This window comes from Anabaena sp. AL93, assembly GCF_001672085.1.
GTDB lineage: Bacteria > Cyanobacteriota > Cyanobacteriia > Cyanobacteriales > Nostocaceae > Dolichospermum > Dolichospermum heterosporum.
Map to the genome: position 1 here is coordinate 1 of NZ_LJOU01000062.1, position 23,612 is coordinate 23,612.

General features: G+C 37.2%; 25 protein-coding genes. 8 read left to right on the forward strand and 17 right to left on the reverse strand.

The genetic code is table 11. The annotated features are described in order from the left end of the window. The 4 genes from AN486_RS16420 to trxA all read left to right on the forward strand — a co-directional run. Positions 1–281 (forward strand): transposase (locus AN486_RS16420; RefSeq protein WP_290601601.1); only part of this gene is annotated, 281 nt, incomplete at its 5' end. A gap of 240 nt (positions 282–521) precedes the next feature. Next, positions 522–1,484, forward strand: coding sequence for a tetratricopeptide repeat protein (locus AN486_RS16425; RefSeq protein WP_367142447.1), 963 nt, complete (start codon positions 522–524; stop codon positions 1,482–1,484). 290 nt (positions 1,485–1,774) lie between these two features. After that, positions 1,775–3,022, forward strand: a complete 1,248-nt coding sequence (locus tag AN486_RS16430; protein ID WP_290601603.1) for a hypothetical protein — start codon at positions 1,775–1,777, stop codon at positions 3,020–3,022. Positions 3,023–3,189: 167 nt separating this feature from the next. After that, positions 3,190–3,519 (forward strand): thioredoxin, encoded by a 330-nt coding sequence (gene trxA, locus AN486_RS16435; protein ID WP_039203110.1) that lies wholly within the window; start codon positions 3,190–3,192, stop codon positions 3,517–3,519. Positions 3,520–3,531: 12 nt separating this feature from the next. Here the strand turns inward: trxA and AN486_RS16440 are convergent, their stop codons facing one another. From AN486_RS16440 to serS, 12 genes are all read right to left on the reverse strand, one after another. Further along, a complete protein-coding gene (locus AN486_RS16440) occupies positions 3,532–5,031 on the reverse strand; it encodes a family 10 glycosylhydrolase (RefSeq protein WP_290601606.1) in 1,500 nt (499 codons plus the stop codon). Between the two features lie 32 nt (positions 5,032–5,063). After that, on the reverse strand, positions 5,064–5,252 hold the full coding sequence (locus tag AN486_RS16445) for a hypothetical protein (protein ID WP_290601608.1): 189 nt from the start codon (positions 5,250–5,252) through the stop codon (positions 5,064–5,066). 75 nt (positions 5,253–5,327) lie between these two features. After that, on the reverse strand, positions 5,328–5,492 hold the full coding sequence (locus AN486_RS16450) for a hypothetical protein (RefSeq protein ID WP_168634702.1): 165 nt from the start codon (positions 5,490–5,492) through the stop codon (positions 5,328–5,330). A gap of 402 nt (positions 5,493–5,894) precedes the next feature. Then, entirely contained in the window at positions 5,895–6,296 is a 402-nt protein-coding gene (locus AN486_RS16455) for a PIN domain-containing protein (protein WP_290601610.1), read from the reverse strand. Next, the gene (locus AN486_RS16460; RefSeq protein WP_053538623.1) at positions 6,284–6,505 is read right to left on the reverse strand and encodes a hypothetical protein; all 222 of its coding nucleotides are present in this window, start codon (positions 6,503–6,505) and stop codon (positions 6,284–6,286) included. The genes AN486_RS16455 and AN486_RS16460 overlap by 13 nt, the downstream gene beginning before the upstream one ends. Before the next feature lie 334 nt (positions 6,506–6,839). Further along, positions 6,840–7,250: a type II toxin-antitoxin system VapC family toxin gene (locus AN486_RS16465; RefSeq protein ID WP_290601611.1), complete on the reverse strand. Its 411-nt coding sequence runs from the start codon at positions 7,248–7,250 to the stop codon at positions 6,840–6,842. Continuing rightward, positions 7,251–7,478 (reverse strand): antitoxin, encoded by a 228-nt coding sequence (locus tag AN486_RS16470; RefSeq protein ID WP_053538625.1) that lies wholly within the window; start codon positions 7,476–7,478, stop codon positions 7,251–7,253. Between the two features lie 276 nt (positions 7,479–7,754). Beyond that, positions 7,755–7,976 (reverse strand): type II toxin-antitoxin system HicB family antitoxin, encoded by a 222-nt coding sequence (locus AN486_RS16475; protein ID WP_290601612.1) that lies wholly within the window; start codon positions 7,974–7,976, stop codon positions 7,755–7,757. Between the two features lie 245 nt (positions 7,977–8,221). Next, positions 8,222–8,389, reverse strand: coding sequence for a hypothetical protein (locus AN486_RS16480; protein ID WP_168466228.1), 168 nt, complete (start codon positions 8,387–8,389; stop codon positions 8,222–8,224). Between the two features lie 3 nt (positions 8,390–8,392). Beyond that, positions 8,393–8,866: a type II toxin-antitoxin system VapC family toxin gene (locus tag AN486_RS16485; protein WP_168634813.1), complete on the reverse strand. Its 474-nt coding sequence runs from the start codon at positions 8,864–8,866 to the stop codon at positions 8,393–8,395. A 698-nt stretch (positions 8,867–9,564) separates the two neighbouring features. After that, the gene (locus tag AN486_RS16490; protein WP_290601615.1) at positions 9,565–10,473 is read right to left on the reverse strand and encodes a hypothetical protein; all 909 of its coding nucleotides are present in this window, start codon (positions 10,471–10,473) and stop codon (positions 9,565–9,567) included. Between the two features lie 146 nt (positions 10,474–10,619). Beyond that, complete coding sequence (serS, locus tag AN486_RS16495) at positions 10,620–11,900, reverse strand: serine--tRNA ligase (protein WP_290601617.1); 1,281 nt, start codon at positions 11,898–11,900, stop codon at positions 10,620–10,622. 219 nt (positions 11,901–12,119) lie between these two features. Between serS and AN486_RS16500 the strand changes: the two genes are divergently transcribed. Then, positions 12,120–12,704, forward strand: a complete 585-nt coding sequence (locus AN486_RS16500) for a Uma2 family endonuclease (protein WP_053538628.1) — start codon at positions 12,120–12,122, stop codon at positions 12,702–12,704. 20 nt (positions 12,705–12,724) lie between these two features. On the opposite strand, the gene AN486_RS16505 is transcribed toward AN486_RS16500, so the two are convergent. After that, a complete protein-coding gene (locus AN486_RS16505) occupies positions 12,725–13,297 on the reverse strand; it encodes a DUF3611 family protein (RefSeq protein ID WP_190382302.1) in 573 nt (190 codons plus the stop codon). Positions 13,298–13,418: 121 nt separating this feature from the next. On the opposite strand from AN486_RS16505, the gene AN486_RS16510 reads away from it, so the two are divergent. Next, positions 13,419–13,952 (forward strand): cofactor assembly of complex C subunit B, encoded by a 534-nt coding sequence (locus tag AN486_RS16510; protein ID WP_053538630.1) that lies wholly within the window; start codon positions 13,419–13,421, stop codon positions 13,950–13,952. A 429-nt stretch (positions 13,953–14,381) separates the two neighbouring features. Here the strand turns inward: AN486_RS16510 and AN486_RS16515 are convergent, their stop codons facing one another. Then, entirely contained in the window at positions 14,382–14,705 is a 324-nt protein-coding gene (locus AN486_RS16515) for a DUF3155 domain-containing protein (protein ID WP_053541224.1), read from the reverse strand. A gap of 367 nt (positions 14,706–15,072) precedes the next feature. On the opposite strand from AN486_RS16515, the gene AN486_RS16520 reads away from it, so the two are divergent. Continuing rightward, a complete protein-coding gene (locus AN486_RS16520; RefSeq protein ID WP_290601620.1) occupies positions 15,073–16,428 on the forward strand; it encodes a HAMP domain-containing sensor histidine kinase in 1,356 nt (451 codons plus the stop codon). 494 nt (positions 16,429–16,922) lie between these two features. On the opposite strand, the gene AN486_RS16525 is transcribed toward AN486_RS16520, so the two are convergent. From AN486_RS16525 to glyS, 3 genes are all read right to left on the reverse strand, one after another. After that, positions 16,923–17,606, reverse strand: coding sequence for a hypothetical protein (locus tag AN486_RS16525; protein ID WP_053538632.1), 684 nt, complete (start codon positions 17,604–17,606; stop codon positions 16,923–16,925). Between the two features lie 1,636 nt (positions 17,607–19,242). Next, on the reverse strand, positions 19,243–20,670 hold the full coding sequence (gene murD, locus AN486_RS16530; protein WP_290601621.1) for a UDP-N-acetylmuramoyl-L-alanine--D-glutamate ligase: 1,428 nt from the start codon (positions 20,668–20,670) through the stop codon (positions 19,243–19,245). Between the two features lie 80 nt (positions 20,671–20,750). Beyond that, positions 20,751–22,901, reverse strand: a complete 2,151-nt coding sequence (gene glyS, locus AN486_RS16535; protein WP_290601623.1) for a glycine--tRNA ligase subunit beta — start codon at positions 22,899–22,901, stop codon at positions 20,751–20,753. A 216-nt stretch (positions 22,902–23,117) separates the two neighbouring features. Here glyS and AN486_RS16540 point away from each other — a divergent pair, with 216 nt between their 5' ends. Continuing rightward, the gene (locus tag AN486_RS16540; protein WP_290601637.1) at positions 23,118–23,525 is read left to right on the forward strand and encodes a type IV pilin-like G/H family protein; all 408 of its coding nucleotides are present in this window, start codon (positions 23,118–23,120) and stop codon (positions 23,523–23,525) included. Positions 23,526–23,612: the final 87 nt, after the last annotated feature.

Here is a 23,612-nt window from a genome sequence, read left to right on the forward strand (position 1 = left end):
GAGACATATTTGAATCTACTAAGTCTTGGGGTGAAAGCATAATCAATTTATTAGATTGGATGCATAATGGACTTTCGTATTTTCCCAAAAGTATAGGAACAATGATTAGATGGTTTGGTGAAGTCGTAGGTTATTTTGATGGCAGAACTACGAGTGGTACTGTTGAAGGAATTAATAATAAACTCAAATTAATCAAAAGACTTGGATATGGCTTTCGTAACTTTAGTAATTTCCGATTACGTAGTTTATTAAACTGGCACTTTAGTATTAATTCTCCATAAAAGAGACGCAAGAGCCACTAAAGTAAACTGAGGATTTAGACAATTCTTAGTCATCTTCAGATGACTTTTGCTATTAGACTGGGAATTAATTCCCAGGCGGGCTATGGGTTTTACGTTAAGTTGACACCAATGGTCTCACGCAGAGACGCAGAGGAAGAGTTTGAGAGATGGAATTTTTGCCTCTTGATCGGGAATAATGAAATTATATACCTTGTCACAGTAGAGCAAATTTAAACCAATATGGACTGGACAACACCACTCAAGGCACAACAGACTGATTTTATTCAAAGACTTAAATCTGCTAAATTACTCCATTGTGACGAAAAAGGCCAGCATAGTGAATTAACTGTCATTTCTGGTCAAAGGTTAGACCAATTACGGGATTTTTGCTGGGAAATGGCTGAAAAATATAGACTAAATTCTCGCGTCGCTATTCGTGATGTTTTTATCAACAATATGAAGGGGAAGTTAGCTGAGGAAGTTGTTAAATCCCGTTTAGCTGATTTTGTCACAGAAGTTGACTATGAAAAGCGCGTTGGTGGTGATGGAAAAGTTGATTTTACCTTAACTGCTGACTCATCAATTGGTATTCAGGTTAAAGCCCGGAATGGCAACTTTGATAAAATTCAATGGTCAATTAGTCAAGAAGAAATTGAAAAAAATGCAGTTCTAGTTTGTATTTTAATTCAAGAGGAAGTTAGCGAAGCTCAGGCTGAATACAATCTGATTTTGGCGGGATTTTTGCCAACAAATATGATTACCTCTGCTGCTGTGGGAATAAATGAATTGCTTTATTCTGGTGGTTTACGCAGCTATTTAGATAATTTGACATCTTCTAAAGCTGACGAATATATGCGCTTGGGTAAAGAGTGTCATGAGAAAAAAGATTATCAAGGTGTTTTTGATTGTTATACTCAAGTATTACAACTGAAACAAAATCATGAAGATGCTTACAAAAAACGTGGATTTGCACGTTCTAAATTAGGAGATAAGCAGGGTGCAATTGATGATTACACTCAGGCTATCAAGATTAATCCCAATTATGTACAGGCCTACTTCAACCGAGGACTTGTCCGTTCTAAATTAGGAGATAAGCAGGGTGCAATTCAAGATCTCCAAACAGCCGCAAATATCTTTAAAAAAGAAGGTAACGAAACAGACTATCAAAGGGCTATGGAACAAATCAGAAAAATTAACAAATAATGAATATAAGTTAAGTTAGGCAGGAAAGATCCCCGACTTCTGAATTAAATTTTTTGTAAATAATGAAGATCATTCAAAGAAGTCGGGGATCTAAATCCGTCGGTTTCATTATCTCCTTCTCTCTTCCTTTGCGCCTCTGCGTCTTTGCGTGAGAAAAAAATATTTAACTTACCCACAAAAAAAATAGAACTAACTAATTAACAAGTATATAAAACTTAACAAAAAAACCACTAAAGTCATAGGAAAATGGTAAATTAATTTCAGTTGTAACTATTCTGAATCCTGTTTATATGTTTACCAGAATCCGCCGGCTTTCAAATCGGTTTTTTAATAACTCTCGGACAGTAAACAACGAACCACTGAATAAAGTGAGTTTAGTTGTCATTATTTTAGTTGATATTTTTATTTTAATTAATGTATTTACGGGTTTAAATAATATTAGTGAATGGCATCTTAGCCCAAATCAAGCTTATCCATGTTATTCTGAATGGAACAATTACAAAACCCAAACTACAAAAAATAAAGATTATGAATTTTTGAGGAGTTCACTACCTTACGGTAGCAATGAGCAAAAAATTCGGCAAACATATCAAGATGTACAAGTTGGACATTTAGGTAAAGTTTCGGAAATCTGTTTGAACTATGGTGAATCTAAAGATAAACTGAATAATCCTCAAAATCAGAAAATTATCACCACGATAAATCAGACTCAAGATAAAATTAGTCGTCTTGAACAAGCAAATGCTACCATTCGTCAGCAATATGATTCAACATTATCAGAAAAAATTGCCGGTCAGTCTTCAGGTAATTCTATTAATCAGGTTCGCGCTGAAAAAGCTAAACAGGAATTAACACAAAATAATCAGAAAATTGCCAACTTAAAACAGGAAATTGCTAATCTGCAAAATCAACTGCTGACAAAACCTGAAAGTGTTAATTTCTTGTCTTTTGTCAAAGATGAAACTAAATTTAATCAAGTTGAACAAGGCTATAAAGATGCTTCCTTTTGGTATCCTAGCATTCAATTAGTTTTTCAGGCTATCTTTTTAATTCCACTTATTCTGATGGCATTATTAGTTAATAATTTCAGTCAACGGAAAGGATATGGATTAATAGGATTAATTAGCTGGCATTTGCTAGTGATATTTCTCATTCCGCTAATTTTGAAAATATTTGAATTTCTGCAAATTGGTGTAATATTTAAATTCTTGTTTGATATTATTAGTTTTCTGTTTGGTGGGCTAGTTTTCCTAATTAGTTATGTTTATATTTTGCTAATTCCCTTAGTTGGTTTTGGCATGATTAAATTCTTCCAAACCGTTGTCTTTAATCATAGAATTCAAGCAGCTAACAGAATTCAAAAATCCCGCTGTATTCGGTGTGCTAGAAAAATTCGTCCTCAAGATAGCCACTGTCCCCACTGCGGTTATTATCAATATTTCGAATGCCATAATTGTCATAATTTGACCTATAAAGAATTACCTTATTGTCATCATTGCGGTGCTGATCAAAATTCTCCTAATTTAGGGGTAAATTAACACTTTAAGAAAGTAGAGAAATTTCGATGCAAGTGAGGTATAATGGGCAATAATTAACCGCAGATGGCAGAAAATAGACGCAGATAAACGCAGATAATTTGGTTTTCCTGCTCTCCTCTTTTATTCGATATTATTAAGTTATTGATTGAAATCTAGGCAAATAATTTATGTCATCTATTACCAATGTCACTGAAGCTACATTTAAACAAGAGGTGCTAGAAAGTCAAACTCCTGTTTTAGTTGATTTTTGGGCCCCTTGGTGCGGTCCTTGTAAGATGCTGTCTCCTGTAGTGGAAGAAGTGGCTGCGGAATATGAGGGACAGCTAAAAGTGGTAAAGTTAAATGCTGATCAAAATCCTACTGTTGCTAGTCATTACGGGATTCGCAGTATTCCCACTTTGATGATATTTAAGGGGGGACGACAAATTAAAACAGTTGTTGGTGCTGTTCCTAAAACTACATTAGCTACTACATTAGATAGGTATGTTGATTCCTAGCTACAGCATTTTTCACCGAATATTGCAAGCTTTCCGTTCACCGTCATGTTCAGGATGTTGCCAAGAATAAGCAAAATGGCTGACACCCTTAATTTGAGGAGATAATTGGCGGAGGGCTTGCATTTGTACTTCTAAAGGAGGACGATTGCTAATTGATTCTCCCCATTTCCCAGCTAAAGCCGGAATCACTTTTGTACCTGGTTGCGCCATTTTTAAAACTTGTTGAACTTGCGCCACAATGCAACTAGCATTCCCGCAATTTGCATAGGACATGGGATGCCATTCTAGGGTACTGGGGAACTTATCCCAAGGTTGCAAGCGGGAATCATACCCCTGTCCTAAAGCTTGATTACCTTCGGGAAAAAATACCGCTCCCGCGGGAATACCTTTTTGTTTGGCTGGGTAACTTGCTAAAGTTACAAAATCTAAGATACCTTGCATAGCATGAGCAACGGAGAGTAACCACAAATCCAATTGCAAAACCCGCTGTTTTTCTGCTGGAGAAGGTAAGGATTTCTGCTTTTTGGGGGGAATACGCCCTTCCCACATGGGTTCATCTTCTTGAGGATAGCGTTTATCAATTTCTGCTATGTCGCCAGCGCTGACATATCCTTTGGTTAAAAAACGACGAATTAATTCTAATCCTTTGGCATTTTTGGCGCGACTAAATAGGACTTCTTGGGTGGCTGGAGTAAATAGCCAGAGGTCATGAACGTTGGTAGCAATGGAGTCAATGCCGGTCTGACGAGGATAACGAACATAATCGAAGAGAATACCATCTGGACGACGGCGGATAACCTGTTGTACCATACGGTAGTAATCGGTTTTTGCTTGGGTGTTGTAGGGATCAATGAAGACTTGGGAACTATCTTCTACTACGGATAAGCTGGTTTGATTTTTGCCATTACGAGCGATCGCATTTTGTCTATCTGCACGTTGAGCATAGGTGTAACCGAAGTTAGTCGTAAACATCCAAGTATAAACCTTTAAACCCCGTTGTTGCCCTTTTTTAATTGCTAATGCTAATAAATCAAATTTTTCTGCACCAGGAAGGCGAACTACAGCAGGCCAAACTGTAGAATTAGTTGCGGCGGGTAATAACACTTGTCCATCATAAAATACTTCTAAATAAACTTGGTTATAGCCTTGGTTGACAATTCGATCCATAATTTGATCAACTGCTCCCGGCTGGATATCACAGGGATACAGGCGCAACCAAATAGCCTGAGTTTGCGGCCAAGTCTGACTACGACAGGTTTTTAATTCTTGTGTATGCTGTTTGAGTAATTTCTGATAGCGACTTGCCGCCTCTTTATTGCCTTTAAAAGCCAATAAACGTAAGTTTTCTTTTTCTTGAGTTGCTTTTGATGATACCCAACAATCCTGTCTGTTCTGAGCAATGGCTGGTTTTGTAGCTAGATTGAGAATCAATAAGCAATTAGTAATAATTACAGTAAATAAACCTTGCCAAGATAAAACTACACTTAAAAATTTCCAGTTGAAATCAGACATAAGAGAACTCCACAAAAAAGATGATCCAATAACTATGCTGGTTTAGCAAAAATTTCCACAAACCATTTTTTGAGATCAGGAAGGTGGTGAATCTGTGTTTCCAGTTCTTCCATAGCTGAAGTTGTGAGTTTAACACCTGTGGAATAGACTTTTTCTAACAACGTGACAACCGGGTTTTTACCCTTAAATGTGAGGGTTTGAGCGGTTTGAGCGAAATTCATTTTAAATTACTTGCAGCTAATTTTTTAGCATCTTTCTGAGATTGTTTAGTATAAACTAATTTCCAATTTACCACTCTAATTCCCCATCACATTCTGCAATTGGTGCAGATGATGTTCAATTGGGCGATCTTCTAATACAATAACAGCGTTATATTCTCCCATTGGTATATCTACAGGAGAATTGACTAATAATTTGCCATCATTTGTTATAGTTACTTTTATGTCTAAGTAGGTGAACACAATAAAACCAAACTGTGTAAAGAAACGTAAAATCGCCCAAACCCTCTTCACTCTTGCCTATTGCCTTTTGCCTTGCCATAACGACAATTTTCAACGCCAACCTACTTAGTGTTTTCATAGTTCACTTAATTAGTAAATGATCATGTTAATTATACCAAATTTGTCTGATAGCGTAGAGTGGTGCAACCCATATCAGGATGTCCACGATTTGAGGATGTACAGGATGATTTTTTAATATTAATCTACATCTTCAGCAATTGCACTAATTCAAATATCCCACAATATCAAACTCAAATATAATCCTGTTAATCCTTCAATCCTGGTTATCCTGATTCTGACAGTTAAATTTCAATAAAAAACGGTGCGTTATATTTCATTAACGCACACTATAAGATGAGCGAACTATTTCATCAAATAATTATTGAGTTCAGGATATTGAGAAAAGAAACCATCAATACTGGCTAATTTTGCTTGATATTCTAATGTAGTAGCAATAATTAAACGGTCAAATGGATCTTTGTGAACAGGAGATAAATTCACAGCACGACAAGCAATTTCCGGAGTCAAGGGAAATAATGTAATACCTGCTGGTGCTAATGCTTCCTGAAACCATTGATTAGTAGCACAAGGTAATTCTAGTCTTCTTCGTTGTTGTGCAAGTGCTATTTTATAACAGGAGATAACACAAATACCTACCTCGTCAGCCGTTTCAATAAATTCTCTCCAGTGAGTAGGAAATTTATCAAATTGTTGATTAATAAACCAGAACCAAATATGAGTATCAAGAATTATTATTTGAGACATTCCCACTCTTCTTCATTCACAATAGGACTAACAATATCACCCAATGTTTTACCTTTACCAGCAATAGAAGCAGGAGGAGTACGGCGTTTTTTTGATGGTAAGTTTTCTTGTAGTATAGTGATAATCACACGAGCAGAATTAACTTGAGGTTGTTCTGACAACCATGTTAATTGGCCATTTTCATAAATTGCTTCGTAACTTTTTAGCATAATAATTTGATGATGAATGATGGTTATATTTTATTATAGTTTAAACAATCGCATTTTGTCAGAATCAGGATGTCCAGGATTTGAGGATGTACAGGATGTTTTTTTAATATTGGTCTACATTTTCAGAAATTGCATTTTGTCTGAATCAGGATGTCCAGGGTTTGAGGATGTACAGGATAATTTTCTAATATTAATCTACATCTTCAGAAATTGCACTAATTCCAATATTCCACAATATCAATATCAAATATAATCCTGTTAATCCTTTAATCCTGGTTATCCTGATTCTGACAGTTAAATATTAATAGAAAACGGTGCGTTACATTTCATTAACTTACTCTGCCCAATTTTCTAACGAGAGTTTAGGAATGCGAGAAAATTCGCGGATATTGTTAGTAACGAGAGTAACACCTAAGCTCATTGCATGAGCAGCAATTAACGCAATTAACATATCCATTAATCCAATTACAAGCCCTTTTCTTTCTAAATCACTTCTAATACATCCATAAATTACTGCTGCATTTTGACTAAATTCAATAATTTCTAAAGGAAGTAAAAACTGCATGAGGGCATTTTTATTTTTCTCTTGTTGCTGACTTTTATAAACTCCATATTCTAATTCAGCAACGGTAATGGAAGAAATGCCAATATCAGAAATTGACAAGGTTTGAAATCGTGCTATAACTTTTTCTGGTTTTTGCCTAATCAGATAAATACAGATATTAGTATCGAGAAGATATTGCATTTAAAACTCCTCTCTTTTATCAATAGGAAGTTGATCTCTAGTCATCATAAAATCATCAGAAAATTGGTCTAAACTATCAATTAGAGTTTGCCAAGAATTATCTTTACTAATAAGAATAATGGCATTACCAATTTTTTTAACATAGACTTCAGTACCTGTCATTTTAAAATCTGTTGGTAATATCACCATTTGATGAGTACCGTCACTGCAAAGTTTAGCTGTATTCATGATTATTTCCTCTAATTCATGTTAGTTGCTTATGCTTTAATTGTAGCTAAAAATTGGCTTAATCAGGATGTACAGGATGTTTTTTTAATATTTATCTACATTTTCAGAAGTTGCATTTTGTCAGAATCAGGATGTCCAGGATTTGAGGATGTACAGGATGTTTTTTTTACATTAATCTACATTTTCAGAAATTGCGCTAATTCAAATATTCCAGAATATCAAACTCAAATACAATCCTGTTAATCCTTTAATCGGTGGAAATCCTGATTCTAAAATTTATACGCTACTTAGAGCTTTCACTTTTGCAATAGCACCTTCAATATCTGGCAATTTTTGACCATGTTTTTCGGCTGTTTCTAACCACAATTTTCGCACAATTATCAATTCTTGTAAGGTTTCTTCTAAAGTTTCACCCTGTGCTAAACATCCTTTTAATGCGGGAATTTCTGCTACAAAACCGCCTTCTTCACAAGGATAAACAACTATGGGATAATTCATGATTACGCTCCTTCTATTAATTCTAATACTCGTTTAACATAAACTGATTTTACCCGATTATTATGAACTGGAATTACTTAGAAATTGCGCTAATTTAAATATTCCACAATATCAATATCAAATACAATCCTGTTAATCTTTTAATCGGTGGATATCCTGATATGGCTTGCGCCACGCTACGCTATCAGACAGTTAAATATTAATAGAAAAAGGTGCATCATCTTGTATTAATGCACCATACAAAATTAGCGTGAGAGAACTACTTTCTTCAATGGAAGAGAAATAATCTTTCTTCCACTTGTTGCTTGTTGTTTTCTTAAATCAGCACAAATAGCAGCCAAATCATAATTAAATGACTTAGCTTGTTCATCTCTTATTTTGCGAATTTCTGCCAAAACTTCATCATTCCACATAAATTATTCTCCTAACATTTCATAAGGTGTACATATTGTCGGCAATTCATACCCTAAACTATCAGCAATCTGTGAGAGTTTTTTCTGAATATAGGGGTTAGCAATGTGCTTACAATTCCATGTTAACAGATAATCCAATCCATAGACGGTAGCTGTAGCAATGTGAACAGTATCATAAGCAGCACTGGGTGGTAAATTACTTTGTTTTTGGAATTCCTGTGCTAAATTTTGTACTGATTCTGTGATATCAAGTAAAGGAAAGTTATTTAAAACTTCTAGTCTTTTATTCACCATTTCTGCATCACCTTTTGCTACTTCTTGCAATACCAGTGGAGAAATGTAAATAGTAAAGGAGTTTCGCTGAGTGTCCCACCAGTCTCTTGTTAATTCTGCATTAGCAGCAACTATCAAATTTTTACTAGGTCTTGCTGTTAAATAACCAATAATACTTGTTTCTATGTATATTGTTTTGGTCATATTATTAAAGTGTGATTACTTTGCTAAATTTACTATACAGTATCCTGTTAATCTTTCTTGTCTGAATCAGGATGCACAGGATTTGAGGATGTACAGGATATTTTTTTAATATTCATCTACATTTTCAGAAATTGTATTTTGTCTGAATCAGGATGTCCAGGATTTGAGGATGTACAGGATGTTTTTTTAATATTCATCTACATTTTCTGAAATTGCATTTTGTCTGAATCAGGATGTCCAGGATTTGAGGATTTACAGGATGTTTTTTTAATATTCATCTACATTTTCTGAAATTGCATTTTGTCTGAATCAGGATGTCCAGGATTTGAGGATGTACAGGATGTTTTTTAAAATTAATCTGCATTTTCTGAAATTGCGCTAATTCAAATATTCCACAATATCAATATCAAATATAATCCTGTTAATCCTTTAATCCTGGTTATCCTGATTCAGACAGTTAATTTTCTTGTCTGAATCAGGATGCTCAGGATTTGAGGATGTACAGGATGTTTTTTAATATTCATCTACATTTTCAGAAATTGCACTAATTCAAATATTCCACAATATCAATATCAAATATAATCCTGTTAATCCTTTAATCCTGGATATCCTGATTCAGACAGTTAAATTTTAATAAAAAACGGTGCATTACATTTCATTAACGCACCCTACCAGATGAGCGATCAAGATTAGATAATCTAGCATCTAAGCCTATCTCTAAAAGAAACACGAATTTTATCCAAAAGTTCTTCATACTCACATTTGTATCTAAGATTACGTTCGATTTGCCGCCTTGCTTGACTCGAAGAGATTCGATATAAATCTTCTTCATTGCGTATGTCTATAAGACGAATCTTTCCAAGTCTGAAGTTACCAAATACATTTAATATTTCCCGAAGCCTCATATATTCTTCTTCTTCAAAGAATATCGCACTTTCATCTAATTTTAAGAGTATTTCGTTCAACAGTTGAGAGAAATTCATAATATTATTTTCGCTTGCTCCTTTCCACAATTCCTCTCCCGCTAACCGGAGTAATTGGAGTTTTCTCCATATATTCCAATACGATTGGAGTCTAGCTGAAGGATAGCTATCTGGATGAGAAGAAGAAATATTTAACTGGTCTTGGAAATAGTTAAGTTGCTCTGCTAGAGGTAATGAACCATTGAAGATAGCTATATTTCCACCAGCATTTAAGGAGTTCGCATCAATAGATCCAGGGACATTTGGTAAAATAGAATTACGATATTTATCGTTTTGTAAGTGAGTGCCTATAAGATCAACATCACCTTCAGCTTCAACATCCTCTAGATCAATACCTTGACCAGTGCTTTCCTCTGCACGAAAACGACCTTTCTTACTTTTCATGCGTCTGCCTCTAATTCCACCTTGATGCTTCGCTTTATTAGAACTTTCTGATTTGAGGCTTAACCAATATCCAACTAACAAGCCTAAAGTTGCAAATATAGCCATCCACCAAATCGTCTGATTATTAAACTTTTCACCAATAGTGCGTTGCTGAATAGCAGCGGCAATTAGGTTAAAAATGACATTAATAAAAGCACCAACGAAAAGACCGAGTATTGAGTAGATATACTGTTTTTGCATAAGCTTATGCTCAGAATAAAATTTACAGTTACTTTACTAAAGTTAGTATACTGCTAGGGTATCAACTTATAATATATTCTAAAAATATGCTTTATCAAAACCCATGTAGAGACGCACCCCAAACGCCTCTACAAAAAACCCCTAAATCACAAAACCTCCCTACCCAAATAAACCTGCAAAACCTCCGGTACTTTAATCGTCCCGTCAGCTTGCTGATAATTCTCCAAAATCGCCGCCATAGTCCTACCCACAGCCAAACCAGAACCATTTAAAGTATGCACAAACTTCGTCCCTTTCTTGCCAGATTCCTTAAACCGAATATCCGCCCTTCTCGCTTGAAAATCAACACAATTAGAACAACTAGAAATCTCTCGATACTTGCCAGCAGAAGGCAACCACACCTCTAAATCATAGGTTTTTGTTGCCGAAAAACCTAAATCAGCAGTACATAAATTAATCACCCGATAAGGCAATTTTAAAGCCTGTAAAATACTCTCTGCACTGACTAGCAACGTCTCCAATTCATCAAAAGAATCTTCCGGTTTTACTAACTTCACTAACTCTACTTTATTGAATTGATGCAACCGAATTAAACCCCGCATATCCCGTCCATAACTCCCCGCTTCCCGCCGAAAACATGGCGTATATGCAGTATGATAAATTGGTAATTCTTCCCCGTTGATAATGTCCCCTCGATACAAATTAGTTACCGGAACTTCCGCAGTAGGAATTAACCACAAATCATCCTCTGCACATTTAAAACTGTCCTCTGCAAACTTGGGTAATTGTCCAGTTCCCGTTAAAGAATCTGTATTTACTAATAACGGTGGACTAACTTCAATATAGCCATTTTCAATATGTTTAGAAAGCATAAACTGAATTAATGCTCTTTCTAAACCTGCACCCGCACCTATCAAACTTACAAACCGAGTTTGGGCAATTTTTACCGCTCTTTCAAAGTTCAAAATTCCCAACTTTTCGCCGATTTCCCAATGGGGGACAATGTTGGGATTTTCGGGTTTATATTCATCTCCCCATGTTTTCACTTCTTGGTTATCATCTTCACTTGTACCAATGGGGGTAGAATCACTGGGAAGGTTAGGAAGTGCTAAGAGTAATTGATGAATTTGCGCTTTTAACTCTTTTTCCTGGGGTTCTAATCCGCTTAATGTGATTTTGAGGCTGTTTCCTTCATCCTTTAAAGCCAGAATTTCTGCATCTTGAGGATTAACACCAGATTTTACCTTGTGTCCCACCAGTTTACCAATTTCATTACTCCGGGCTTGGAGTTCATTGCGTTTTACTTCCAATTCCCGTTGTTGTTGACTCAAATCTAAGATAGGCTGAATCTCGTATTTACCACTACGAGTATTCAACTTTTCTTGTACTAATTGGGGATTTTCTCTAATTTGTTTAATATCCAGCATTGGTGAATTTCGTTAAGTTTTGTCAATTATACTTGATTGAGATAATTAATCGTAAGGGCTTAACAATGCTAAACCCTATATACTAATGCCACCTTTCTCATCTGCGTTTATCTGCGTTTATCTGCGTTTAATTATGATCAGTGGTAAATTTACCAAATATAGTTGATAATTAGTTCAGATACTCTTCTCCATTACCTAAGCGTTAAGGAGTTTTCAGCAATGATGACAACTCAATCAGTTATTTTAAATATCAAAAATGTAGAGTTAAGTGATGATCAATTTTATCAACTATGTCAAATCAATGAAGATTGGAAACTTGAACAAACAGCTAAAGGAGAATTAATAATTATGCCTCCAGTTGGTGCAATTAGTGGTAATAGAGAATCAGAGTTTAATGCAGATGTTGTGATTTGGAATCGTCAAACTAAACTCGGAAAAGTATTTAGTTCTTCCACTGTTTTTACTCTACCTAATGGTGGTAAACGTTCTCCTGATGTGGCTTGGATTGCTAATGAACGTTGGGATTCTTTAAGCATTCAAGAAAAAGAGAAATTTGCTAAAATTTGTCCTGATTTTGTCATAGAATTGCGTTCTCGTACAGATTCTTTGAGTCAATTACAGGAGAAAATGCAGGAGTATTTTAATAGTGGTTTACGTTTAGGTTGGTTAATTGATCCTCAAAATCAACAAGTAGAAATTTACCGTCAAAATCAGTCTGTAGAAATAGTATCATTACCGACAAGTTTATCGGGAGAAAATGTTTTACCAGGATTTATTTTAGAATTACCTGTTTTCAAAGATTAGGATACCACAACCACTGTCAATTATGGTTTATTAATCCGATTCATTAACCACAAAGATGCTAATAAACCTGCAAAATGCGCTGATACAGTATTTGTATTTGCCTGGACTATGAGCATATCTAAACCGCTAATAATCCGAGTTGGGTCAAATAATTGAGTAGTTACTGCTTGAGGAGATATAGACCTAGCTACTAGTGTACCAACGATCGCTTGCGCTCCCAATAAAGTGACTAATATTCCCCCCAAATTTATCCATAGACCTAAACGTAATATCTGCACGGTTTCCACCTTCCGAGGGCGATTAGTGGGATTAGGGGATTCTAATTTCTTGCCAATTCTAGTGTAGCGATAAGCTAAGTAAATACCAGCACCCAACAGAAGTATGCCACAAATTGCTAAAAACACGCCAAAGCCCGTTCCTGGATTGTTACTGGGGCTACCTGCTTTTTGACTAAAAATGCCAAATAACAGGACAATTATTCCAGAAATTACACCTAATACCAACTGAATCCATAAACTAATCCAACCTGCTAGGCGAAATTGTTGGGCTATAGCCCGGAGGTTAGATGATGGTGTTTCGGAGTTTTGCGTCATATAAAAATTAAAACTTAAAAATTAAGAACAACTTCCGTTTGTTGTTTGTTAGCTGTTACCTATTTCCAGAATAATTGATAATGGGTTAAGTCTACTGAAAATTTCAGACGTAAAATTAGTTATGAATTCTACTGTTTCTCAATCTACGTTCCTCTTAACTTTTCTGTTATCAGTTGGATTATTTTTCTTTATACGCGCTTCGACCAAGGATCGTACAGAAATGATGCAATTGACTTCAGAACAGGATGAAAATACATTAATGGCTGCATTAAAGGAGTATTTTCGCTCTCGTGCTTATCGAGTTTCAGCGGTAGATACTGCTAAAAATCAAGTCACTTTTGAAGGATTGGTTAGCCCTAGCTGGTTTCTAGCTATATTTTTGACTATATTAGCAGCCGTAGGTTTGGGTTGTTTGGCGTTGGTTCTATCAATGCTTTTGCCCGATTTTGGCCAATTTTTTCTATTAATAATCCTGTTTTCGCCTTTAAGTGGATTATTGTACTGGAAAAAATCTGGAAGACTTGAGAAGGTGTCACTCAAGATGGAAAATATCCCAAGTGGGCAAAACTTCTCAAGTACAATCACTGTAACTGCCCATAGAGATGAACTGGCTGAGTTACAAAGGGCATTACAGCTAAAGACACTTGACACTTGATTAATTGTTGGGGGTGAAAACTAGCATTATGTAGGCTTCTGACTCAAGTTTTGAGTAAATCAGCAGTAGGGAAATCTTCCTGATGCTTGGTATGTCATGAGGAAAAATTTAAATTGGCGGACAGAGCTTGATAGTAGTCCAAATTAGTGAGAGCATAAATAAATAATTCATACTTCATTTTTTGGATGACCTTGGCTCTGTCGCTATTCTCTTTTGTATAAGCTGATAACAAACTGATTCATCTAATCTATTACAGATTAATGAGGAATTAATTATCCCATGACTTGAGAGAATGTATTTAAACTCTACTGGCAAATTCAACCAAAAAATTAAAAGAAATGGAATTTTTGAACAAACCAGTCATAATTGCCAGTTAATTATTCACAGAGTCAGAAGTCACATTTACAAGATATGATAGTCATTTGTTGTTTAGTTACTAGCCACAGCAACAGACACAGTTTGTGGTGCTGTTGGTGATTCTAAAATCCTGAGACTAGGGAACAAGAAATGATTCTCTTCTACGTATTGAGCGCCAAACAGACCTTTTTCCGCCCAGAAATATCGGTCTGTTGTATGTTCATTGCGTTTTACTAGTAGCAGCGCAGGTGGCGTGATGCCTTCAGCTTGAATGAACTTTCTTGCTGCTGTCACAGGTTTATCTTCGCCACTTTCAATGCTGTACTGAGGGATATGCTCAAGTATGCGCCGTCCTTCCTGCCTACGACGACTCTTCCGCTTGCGTCTCCTTGCCAACCTATTGTCCTCCTGTTTCAAGCTATAGACTGTAGTTATGGCTACAAAATCCGTCGTCATTATATAAGTTCTATCTTAAAAGATCAATAGTTTTTAATGTTTTGATACAACTAGGGTAAAACTGTCAAAAATGAAGACTTAAAAATTAAAAAAATTGCTGACTTTTCAGCTATTGTTTCCCTACCAATCATCCATTACCAGACTAAACTAGATAGCTAGAAGCCTTAGTAACGTTATGTACTTGAATAAAATGCGAAAATTAGGTCGAAAGCTATAGGGGTAAGGCATAAGCTAAACCCCTACCAATTCCTTCTTTCCTTCTTCTTCTGACTTGGTGACTTATTCTTCCTCCTAGATTCCTGAACTCATGCTAATGTCTGCCAGTTCTGATTTTCTTGCTCTATGTCGAGAGCAAATGGCTCTGCTAACCCAAGGGATGGGAGCGGGCTTTAGCGTTGTTTATTTGACACAAGAACTAGTAGAAAAATCTACAGCAGAGGCACGACTAATTCCAGTAATGGTGTATCCAGAGACTATAGCATTAAATCCTAGTGATGAATATAGTGATGTGGGGGAAGGTTATCCTGTAAGGTTAGCTAATGTTTTAGCATTACCCAATCAGCAAATGAGATTGTTAAAACCGACTCCAATATCCTCCCATGAATCAGCGGAATCGGCAGCAACAGGAAAACAAAATTTACACGATGCACAAGATGAATACTGGCTGAGTCATAACCAAATTGTTTTACCTTTGATTCATGAAGGCGTGATGATGGGGTTATTGGTGACGGCGAGAGAAGATAGGGAATGGAATGAACGAGAGGAACGGGAAATTGAACGCATTGCTAAGACTTTAGCGATCGCTTGCATTTTAGACCAGCGCCAGTCATGGTTACAACATCAACTCCAGCAGGAACAAATTCTCCAAGAGAGACAACGGGATTTATTAGATAATCTTTTACATCAATTTCGTAACCCCTTAACTGCTATCCGCACCTTTGGGAAATTACTATTTAAGCGGATGCTCCCGGTTGATCCTAATCGGGAAGTAGCCACCAGTATAGTCCGGGAGAGCGATCGCCTACAAGAACTATTAAAACAATTTGATCAAGTAATTGATCTTAATACAGCAGATTTAGAACCTTTACCTCTACCAGAATCAAAAGTAGTTATTAACGCCAATGTGCAAAAAGCCGCTAAACCCGCGTTATTACTACCCGGAACAGGAGAACAATTAACTAATTGTTTCTTGATAGATTTATTAGCACCTTTATTAATATCTGCCCAAGCGATCGCTCAAGAACGAAATCTACAATTAATCACAGAAATTTCTCCTCACCTACCCCTAGCGAGGGTGAATGAAAAAGCCTTAGGAGAAGTTTTGAGTAATATCCTTGATAACGCTTTAAAATATACACCACCTGGAGGTAAAATCTTAGTACAATGTGGGCAACAAAAAGGAAATTTACAAGGTATTGCTATTAGTGATACAGGTCCAGGTATTCCTCCAGAGGACTTAGAACATCTAGGAGAAAGACATTACCGGGGTGTACAGGCAAAAACAGAAATTCCGGGAACTGGCTTAGGAATTGCCATTGCTAAACAGTTAATAGTAGAAATGCAGGGAAACATCGAGGTTTTTAGTCCAGCCATTAACTCAATTATCACATTACCAAATACCCCAGGAACTACATTTATAATTTGGTTGCAATCTGTTGGCTAAAATAGGGAATAAATAAATAGACTTAAAAATTTCAGGCGTTGCTGATAGCCTGCGTAGCGTAGCCATATTGAGGTATGCATTGGTGTCAACTTAAGCTCAAATCCCTACCACATCTCGTTCCTAGTCTCTGACTAGGAATGCAGTTGATGAGGCTCTGCCTCTAATATTATTGAAGGCAGAGCCTTCTAGAATTCATTCCCAGTCAGAGACTGGGAATGAGATGACTTGAGTTCTTTGCGGGATAGAGGTTTTACGTTAAGTTGACACCAATGTGAGGTATGAAATTCCCAAATTGAACCTTTAAAACTCAAACCTCAGTGCGTCTTCGCGCCTTTGCGTGAGACTAAAATTTATTTATATTATGAAATTCACAACTTCAAAACTATTACAGCACTTTGTGGTGTTATGAAGTACAAGAACCCCGCCCCCAAACCCTCCCCGCAAGCGAGGAGGGGACTATGATGTATTTCATTCCAGTGCATACCGCTATAAGTTTATTGACGAGTTATGACTAAATTTGAAGTCAGGGTAATATCTAAATCTTGTTCTGGTCTTAACACAAAAACATCAGCTTTTGGTTTTCGCAATAGTATACTAGCTAAAGCCCCCGCTGCTGCACCACCTACGGGTTCTAAAACTTCAATTTTCTTGTTACCAGTCACCAAAGAAATCAGAGTAGCAGCACCCGCACCAATAGCCGCATCTGTTAATATTTGTCCAGTGCTTGATCCTTTGGTAATTGTTTCTGTTTGGGTGATGGTTTTAGAGTTAGCATAAATCTGTTGTCGTTGTCCAGAGGGAAATACTAATTCCCTGGCTACAAAGCGGACACCTTGCCGGTTATTATTAGTAGATGCCCCATTTAATCTTACTGGTTGTAATTCTCCAATAACTTCAGTATTAGCAGGAATTAAAATATTTCTGTTTTTATCAGTAACATTGTCAGCTATTTTCAGAGTTAGAGCCAATGTTTCACCCGGTTTGACAATAACCTTCTCTTTTTCGTAGGTAACAGGTAAAGTGACATTAGCGGGGATACTAATTGTCCGCGATTGATTGAGATTAAATCCTTGGGCAAAAACAGGGTTAAATGATAGCACGGGGATGGCTGTACCTGTTGTAATGGCTATAGCCATGAGTGCAGCGGTGCTAGATTGCCAATGGATAGAACGACTCATGATAGGATTGCCAATAATATGTGATATGTATGGTGACGTGGACTAGCTAGGATAGTTTCTGGACAATTGTTAAGTAGGTGGGCGTTAAAAATTGTCGTTGGGGCAAGGGAACAGGGAACAGGGAACAGGGAACAGGGAACAGGAAGAGAGTTTTGAGTGATTTTACTTTTCTTCACATACCTTTAAATTTTTCTGTTCACCTACTTAATTAAGACTTGCTAAATAAAGCTAAAACCATTTATTAATAAGAGTTTCGCGGATTTTCATCACAAAAAAGTGCCAGGTTTTGGCTGATGGTGTCTCAAAATAGGTGCATTTTTCTTTGTCAGATTTGGAAAATTGAGGATGTCCAGACAGTTGAAACTGTTCCCAGTTAAGAGTTATACTATGTACTTGTGAGATTTAAACTTTTGCCAAATGACAAAGAACCCAGATGTGTAGGGGTAAAGCAAGAGCTTCATTGGTGTCAACTTAACGTAAAATATCTACCCCGCAAAGAACCCAGATCATCTCATTCCCAGTCTCTGACTGGGAATGAATTCTAGAAGGCTCTGCCTTCAATGATATGAGAGGCAGAGCCTCATCAACTGCATTCCTAGTCAGAGACTAGGAACGAGATGTGGTAGGGATTTGAGCTTAAGTCGAAAAAGCGAACTGCTTGCAGCAGCGCTTCGCTATCGCACAATTATAATATGCTCTTAGTTTTATCCTAGATGCTGTTTATCAGATATATTATTCATAATGGCTGTATGATAAGTTTAAATTATAGAAAATCAATAATACTTTTGATATTTATAACTTTTAGCAATTCCCTTTATATTTTCTTAATAATTAATTGAGAATCTTTTCTATTTATCAACGAGGTTGCTATACTTTCAGCGATCTGCTATAATTTCAGAGAATTTCATAATTGGGTTACTATTATCAATTTTGAATCTTTCAGAAGAGGTTAGTCTCAAACCCTTGATTGACAGTAGTTTCAGAAATTAATTTCCCAGGCTAATACAAAACTTTACAAAATTAATAGCTATTCCCTCAACAATTTTAGCCATGAATTTGCTCAGAAATGATCTAATTTGAGCGATCGCAAAAATTTCCTATTGACAAATTGACAAAAAAGTGATATGTAACCTGTCAATGTTATTAATTTTAGTGATATTTAGGACTTACGCACGAGTTACGGAATAATGAACCACAGAGAACACAGAGAACACAGAGAAATGAGGGTTTGAGGAATATTTTGCGTAAGTCCTGATATTAAATCAACATGAATTAAGTAGGTGAACACAATAAAACCAAACTGTGTAAAGAAATGTAAAATCGCCCAAACCCTCTTCACTCTTGCCTCTTGCCTCTTGCCTTTTGCCTTGCCATAACGACAATTTTCAACGCCAACCTACTTAAAGTTTACTCAAAAATTTCCGGGTTATTTAGTCATCTTCAGATGACTTCTGCTATTAGACTGGGAATTCATTCCCAGGCGGGCTACAGGTTTTACCTTAAGTTGACACCAATGAAGCTCTTGCTTTACCCCTACACATCTGGGCTTTTTGTCATTTGGCAAAAGTTTAAATCTCACCCGTGTTTAGTATACATCAATTTGATTGGTGTTGGGTTGCGCTTTGCTTAACCCAACCTACGGTACTAGATATTTTTGGCACAATTGCCGAAAGTCTTCACCCCGCATTTCAAAGTTGGGATATTGGTCAAAACTAGCGCAAGCTGGAGATAATAATACTACAGAGGCTTGATATTTTTTGGCTAATTCCCCAGATAAGGATACGGCGTTTGCCATTGTTTCAACTATGTGATAATTGCTATATCCCATCTCTTGCAGCCGTTTCGCAAATGCTGGTGCTGCGTTACCTATGAGTAAAACGGCGGCGGCTTTGGCTTGAATTTGGGCTAACCAAGTGGTATCATCCCCGGCTTTGGCTTCGCCACCAGCAATTAAAATGGCGGGACTATGGACAGATGCTAATCCTACTTCGGCTGCGTCGTAGTTGGTGGCTTTGCTATCGTTAATAAAATCAATTCCTTGCCAATTGCAAATATGTTCTAAACGGTGGGGAACGCCAGAGAATTCACGCACAGCTTGCGAAATGGCGGTAATATCTATACCTGCTAATCTAGCAGCGGCGACGGACATGAGCAGATTTTGCTGGTTATGTTCCCCTACCATTCGCAATGCAGATACCTCTACAATGGCTTGGGGTGTGGGGGTGATTTTTTCCATTACCCAGCCATTTTCTATATAAAAGCCTTTTTCACCTATGAGGAATTTTTCACCTTTAACGGTTGTCCAATAGGCGTTTGGCCAATGAGTTAATCCTAATTTGCTCAAATAAGTATCATCACCATTAAATATTTGAATTTGGGAGTTATGTAATAATTTGGCTTTGATATTATAGTAATTTTCTAATGTTTTGTGTCGGGCTAAATGATCTGGGGTGAAGGTTGTCCAAATCCCAATGCGGGGCGCTAAAGTTACGGAAGATTCGATTTGATAACTACTAAGTTCACCAATTATCCAATCAACGGAATTTTTTTCTGTATTCCCTCTTGCCTCTTGCCTCTGGTTACTGAGCGAAGTCGAAGTATTGCCTCTTGCCTGTATTGCTACCTCACAAGCAGCATGACCAATGTTACCACAGGCGGGGGCGTTCAATCCCGCTGTTTGGAAAATGGCAGCAGTTAAAGCGGTGGTGGTAGTTTTACCATTTGTCCCGGTGATTGCTACCCAAGGAATATCTTGCAAATATCGCCAAGCTAGTTCCATTTCGCCAATAGTTTCTATGCCTAATTCTCGCGCTTTGGCTAAAATAGGAATATCCCAAGGAACTCCGGGACTGAGAACTATTAATTTGGATATATCAGAGTTGGTGAATTCTGGTTTGTGTCCTAATTTTACCGTAATGTGTTCACTGGCGAGTTGTTGTTGTTGTTCGAGGAGGGTTGGGGAGGTGCTACTATCGCAAAGTTCAACCTCCCAGCCTTCCTGTTTCAACAATCTTGCCGCAGCAACACCGGATTTTCCGAATCCAATAATTAACGCTTCTGGCATAGACTATGTAGCATCCCTGGTTAAGCTTCACTATAGTAGCGTTAATTGGCAAAAATTACACCAATTTTTGTTGCGTTATGCTACAAATTTTTGACTATCGCGCCAAAGTCCGCCAATACACGGGCGTGATTTCGCAGTAATCCCAGTAAATTTAAGCGATTTTGCTTAATATCGGGATTTGCGTCCATAACTAAAACGCTGTCTTCACCATCAAAAAATGTACTGACGGTGGGGGCAATTTTTGCTAGTGCGGTTACTAATAGTTGGTAATCCCGGTTTTGTTGTGCTGCTTGGGTTTGAGGAACTAATTCGAGTAAAGCGTTATAAAATGCAGATTCGGATTTTTTCTGGAAGAGTTGGGGATTTATTAAAGATTGTGGTTCTAGGGTTTGAAAGTCTAGATTTCCCTGGGCTGCTAACCGGGTGGAACGGTTGACGGTTTCGTAGATTTTATCTAATGTACCATCTTTGCGGATTTGTTGTAAATAGAGAGCGCGATCGCGGACATCTAATAAATCCGTTAATGCCCGTTCTGTGTATTCGGGATCATTTTCTCCCAAAACTGCATTTACTAAATCGTAATCTATCTGTTTTTCATCTTGTAATAAGGTGCGAATCCGTTGCAGGAAAAATTCTTGCAAGGTTTTAATTAAGGATTTGGCATCTTTGTTAAAAGTTGTAGCGAAATCTGTGGCGATTTCTTCTAAAAGGGTTGATAAATTAATTTGTAAATTCGCCAACCAGGTAATATTAACAATCGCATTTGCTGCGCGACGTAAGGCGAAAGGATCTGATGAACCTGTGGGAATTAAACCTAAACCAAAGATACTCACTAAGGTATCTAATCTATCTCCTAAACCGACAATTTGACCTGTGAGAGTTTGGGGAAAAATATCATCAGCATTTCTGGGTAAATAATGCTCAAAGATGGCTTTTGCAACTTCTGGATTTTCGCCATTAGCTAAGGCGTATTTTTCGCCCATAATTCCCTGTAATTCTGGAAATTCATAGACCATTTGTGTGACTAAATCGGCTTTACAAAGTAACGCGGCTCTTTGTATATTCTGGGTTTGATCTGGATTTAATTGTAATTGAGTGGTAATTCTTTCGGCATTTTTAACTATTCTGGCGATTTTGGCACGAACTGAACCTAAATCTTCTTGAAAGGTGACTTTTTCTAATTGGGGTAAGTAGCTTTCTAAGGGTTTGGCTAAATCAGCTTCATAGAAAAATCTGCCGTCTGCTAACCGCGCTCGAATTACTCTGGCATTACCGACAGCAATAATATCAGATTTGGCAGGATCTCCGTTACTAATGGTGATAAAGTTGGGTAATAATTCCTGGCAATCAGCATTTTTGAAGACGGGAAAATAACGCTGATGACTTACCATGACTTCGGTAATTACTTCTTTTGGTAAATTGAGAAATTCCTCTTCAAATTGGCCGATAACTGCTGTGGGATATTCAACTAAATTGACAACTTCTGCTAGTAAGTCGGGGTAAATTGGGGTATATCCGCCTAATTTTTCGGCTGCTGCTTTCACTTGATTTGTGATGATTTCGGCTCGGTCTTCTGGGAGTACATTTACATAGCCAGAAGCCAAGGTTTTGACATATTCTGTAGCGTGGTCAATGCTGACGGGTTGGGGGTGTAAGACTCTATGGGTGCGAGAAAGGCTATCGCTTTTAACAACTTTTGCCCCATTTTCTAATTGTAGTGGTAAAATTTCCCCATCTAACAATGTGACTAAGGTGCGAATTGGGCGCGAAAATCGTCCGTCACCATGTCCCCAGCGCATTAACCGCTTGCCTTCTAAGTTCCAGACCCATTGGGGGACAAGTTCGGTTAAAATATCGGCGATGGGACGACCGGGAATTTGTTTGTTGACAAAGACGAAATCGCCTTTTTCTGTGGGACGAATTTCTAAAGCGGAAATATCTACACCTTGCTTACTCGCAAAACCAATGGCGGCTTTAGTGGGTTGTCCATCTTTAAAAGCTGCTTGTGCGGGTGGTCCTTTGATTTCTTCTTCTCGGTCTGCTTGCTGGGAAGGTAAACCTGTAATCAGAACTGCTAACCGGCGGGGTGTTCCATAGACTTCGACAACCGCTTCGGGGAGATTGTGGGTTTTGAGACTTTCGGGAATGCGCGATCGCCATTGTCCAATAGCATCACTCAAAAAACCTGCGGGTAATTCTTCTGTACCGACCTCTAATAAAAATGCTGGCATAAGATACTGTTTTTAAGTTGGTGTGGCTTAATATTAGTCAATTTCAGCATTGTACGCCAGTTCCGACTCTTGAGGAAAATCTAAGAGGGTGGTTGAAAAGTCATGATTGCTGTATCAAATGTTAATTACTTAAGCAGTGAGACAGAATTAATTACACAATGTCATTGCGTTAGCGCAGCGTGGCGTTAGCCATATGGAAGGAAGTGAAATGAAGCGATCGCCCTACCCACTTTTCTACACCAGGCTAATAAAGCTAAACAGACAGAAGCTAAATTATTTGTTGGCTCTATGAACCGCGCTCAACAGGCTTACTTTGTAGAGAAGAGTAGTTTTACCATATCTATAGATGAATTAGGCATAGGTATTAATCAGCAAACAAATAATTATGAATATGTAAGTAATGTTGATCCTAGCGGCACAATAGTGACAAATAATGGTAGGTCACTAACAGGCACTTTAAAATCCTATGTAGGAGTTACTTATTTAAACCTTGTAACTATAGCAGGTACTCAAGAAACACTTACCATAACCATTCTGTGCGAAAGTCCTGCTATTGGAATAGGTACTTTACAGACACAGACATCTACTATTTGTCCTACTGATTGGATATTGTTACCAATATAACAAAGATGAGTATTAAACCTGTAATTAGCAACCTAAAATTAGGTTTTTAAGCCCCTTTTTTAACAGAAGAAGAATTAACAATTATAC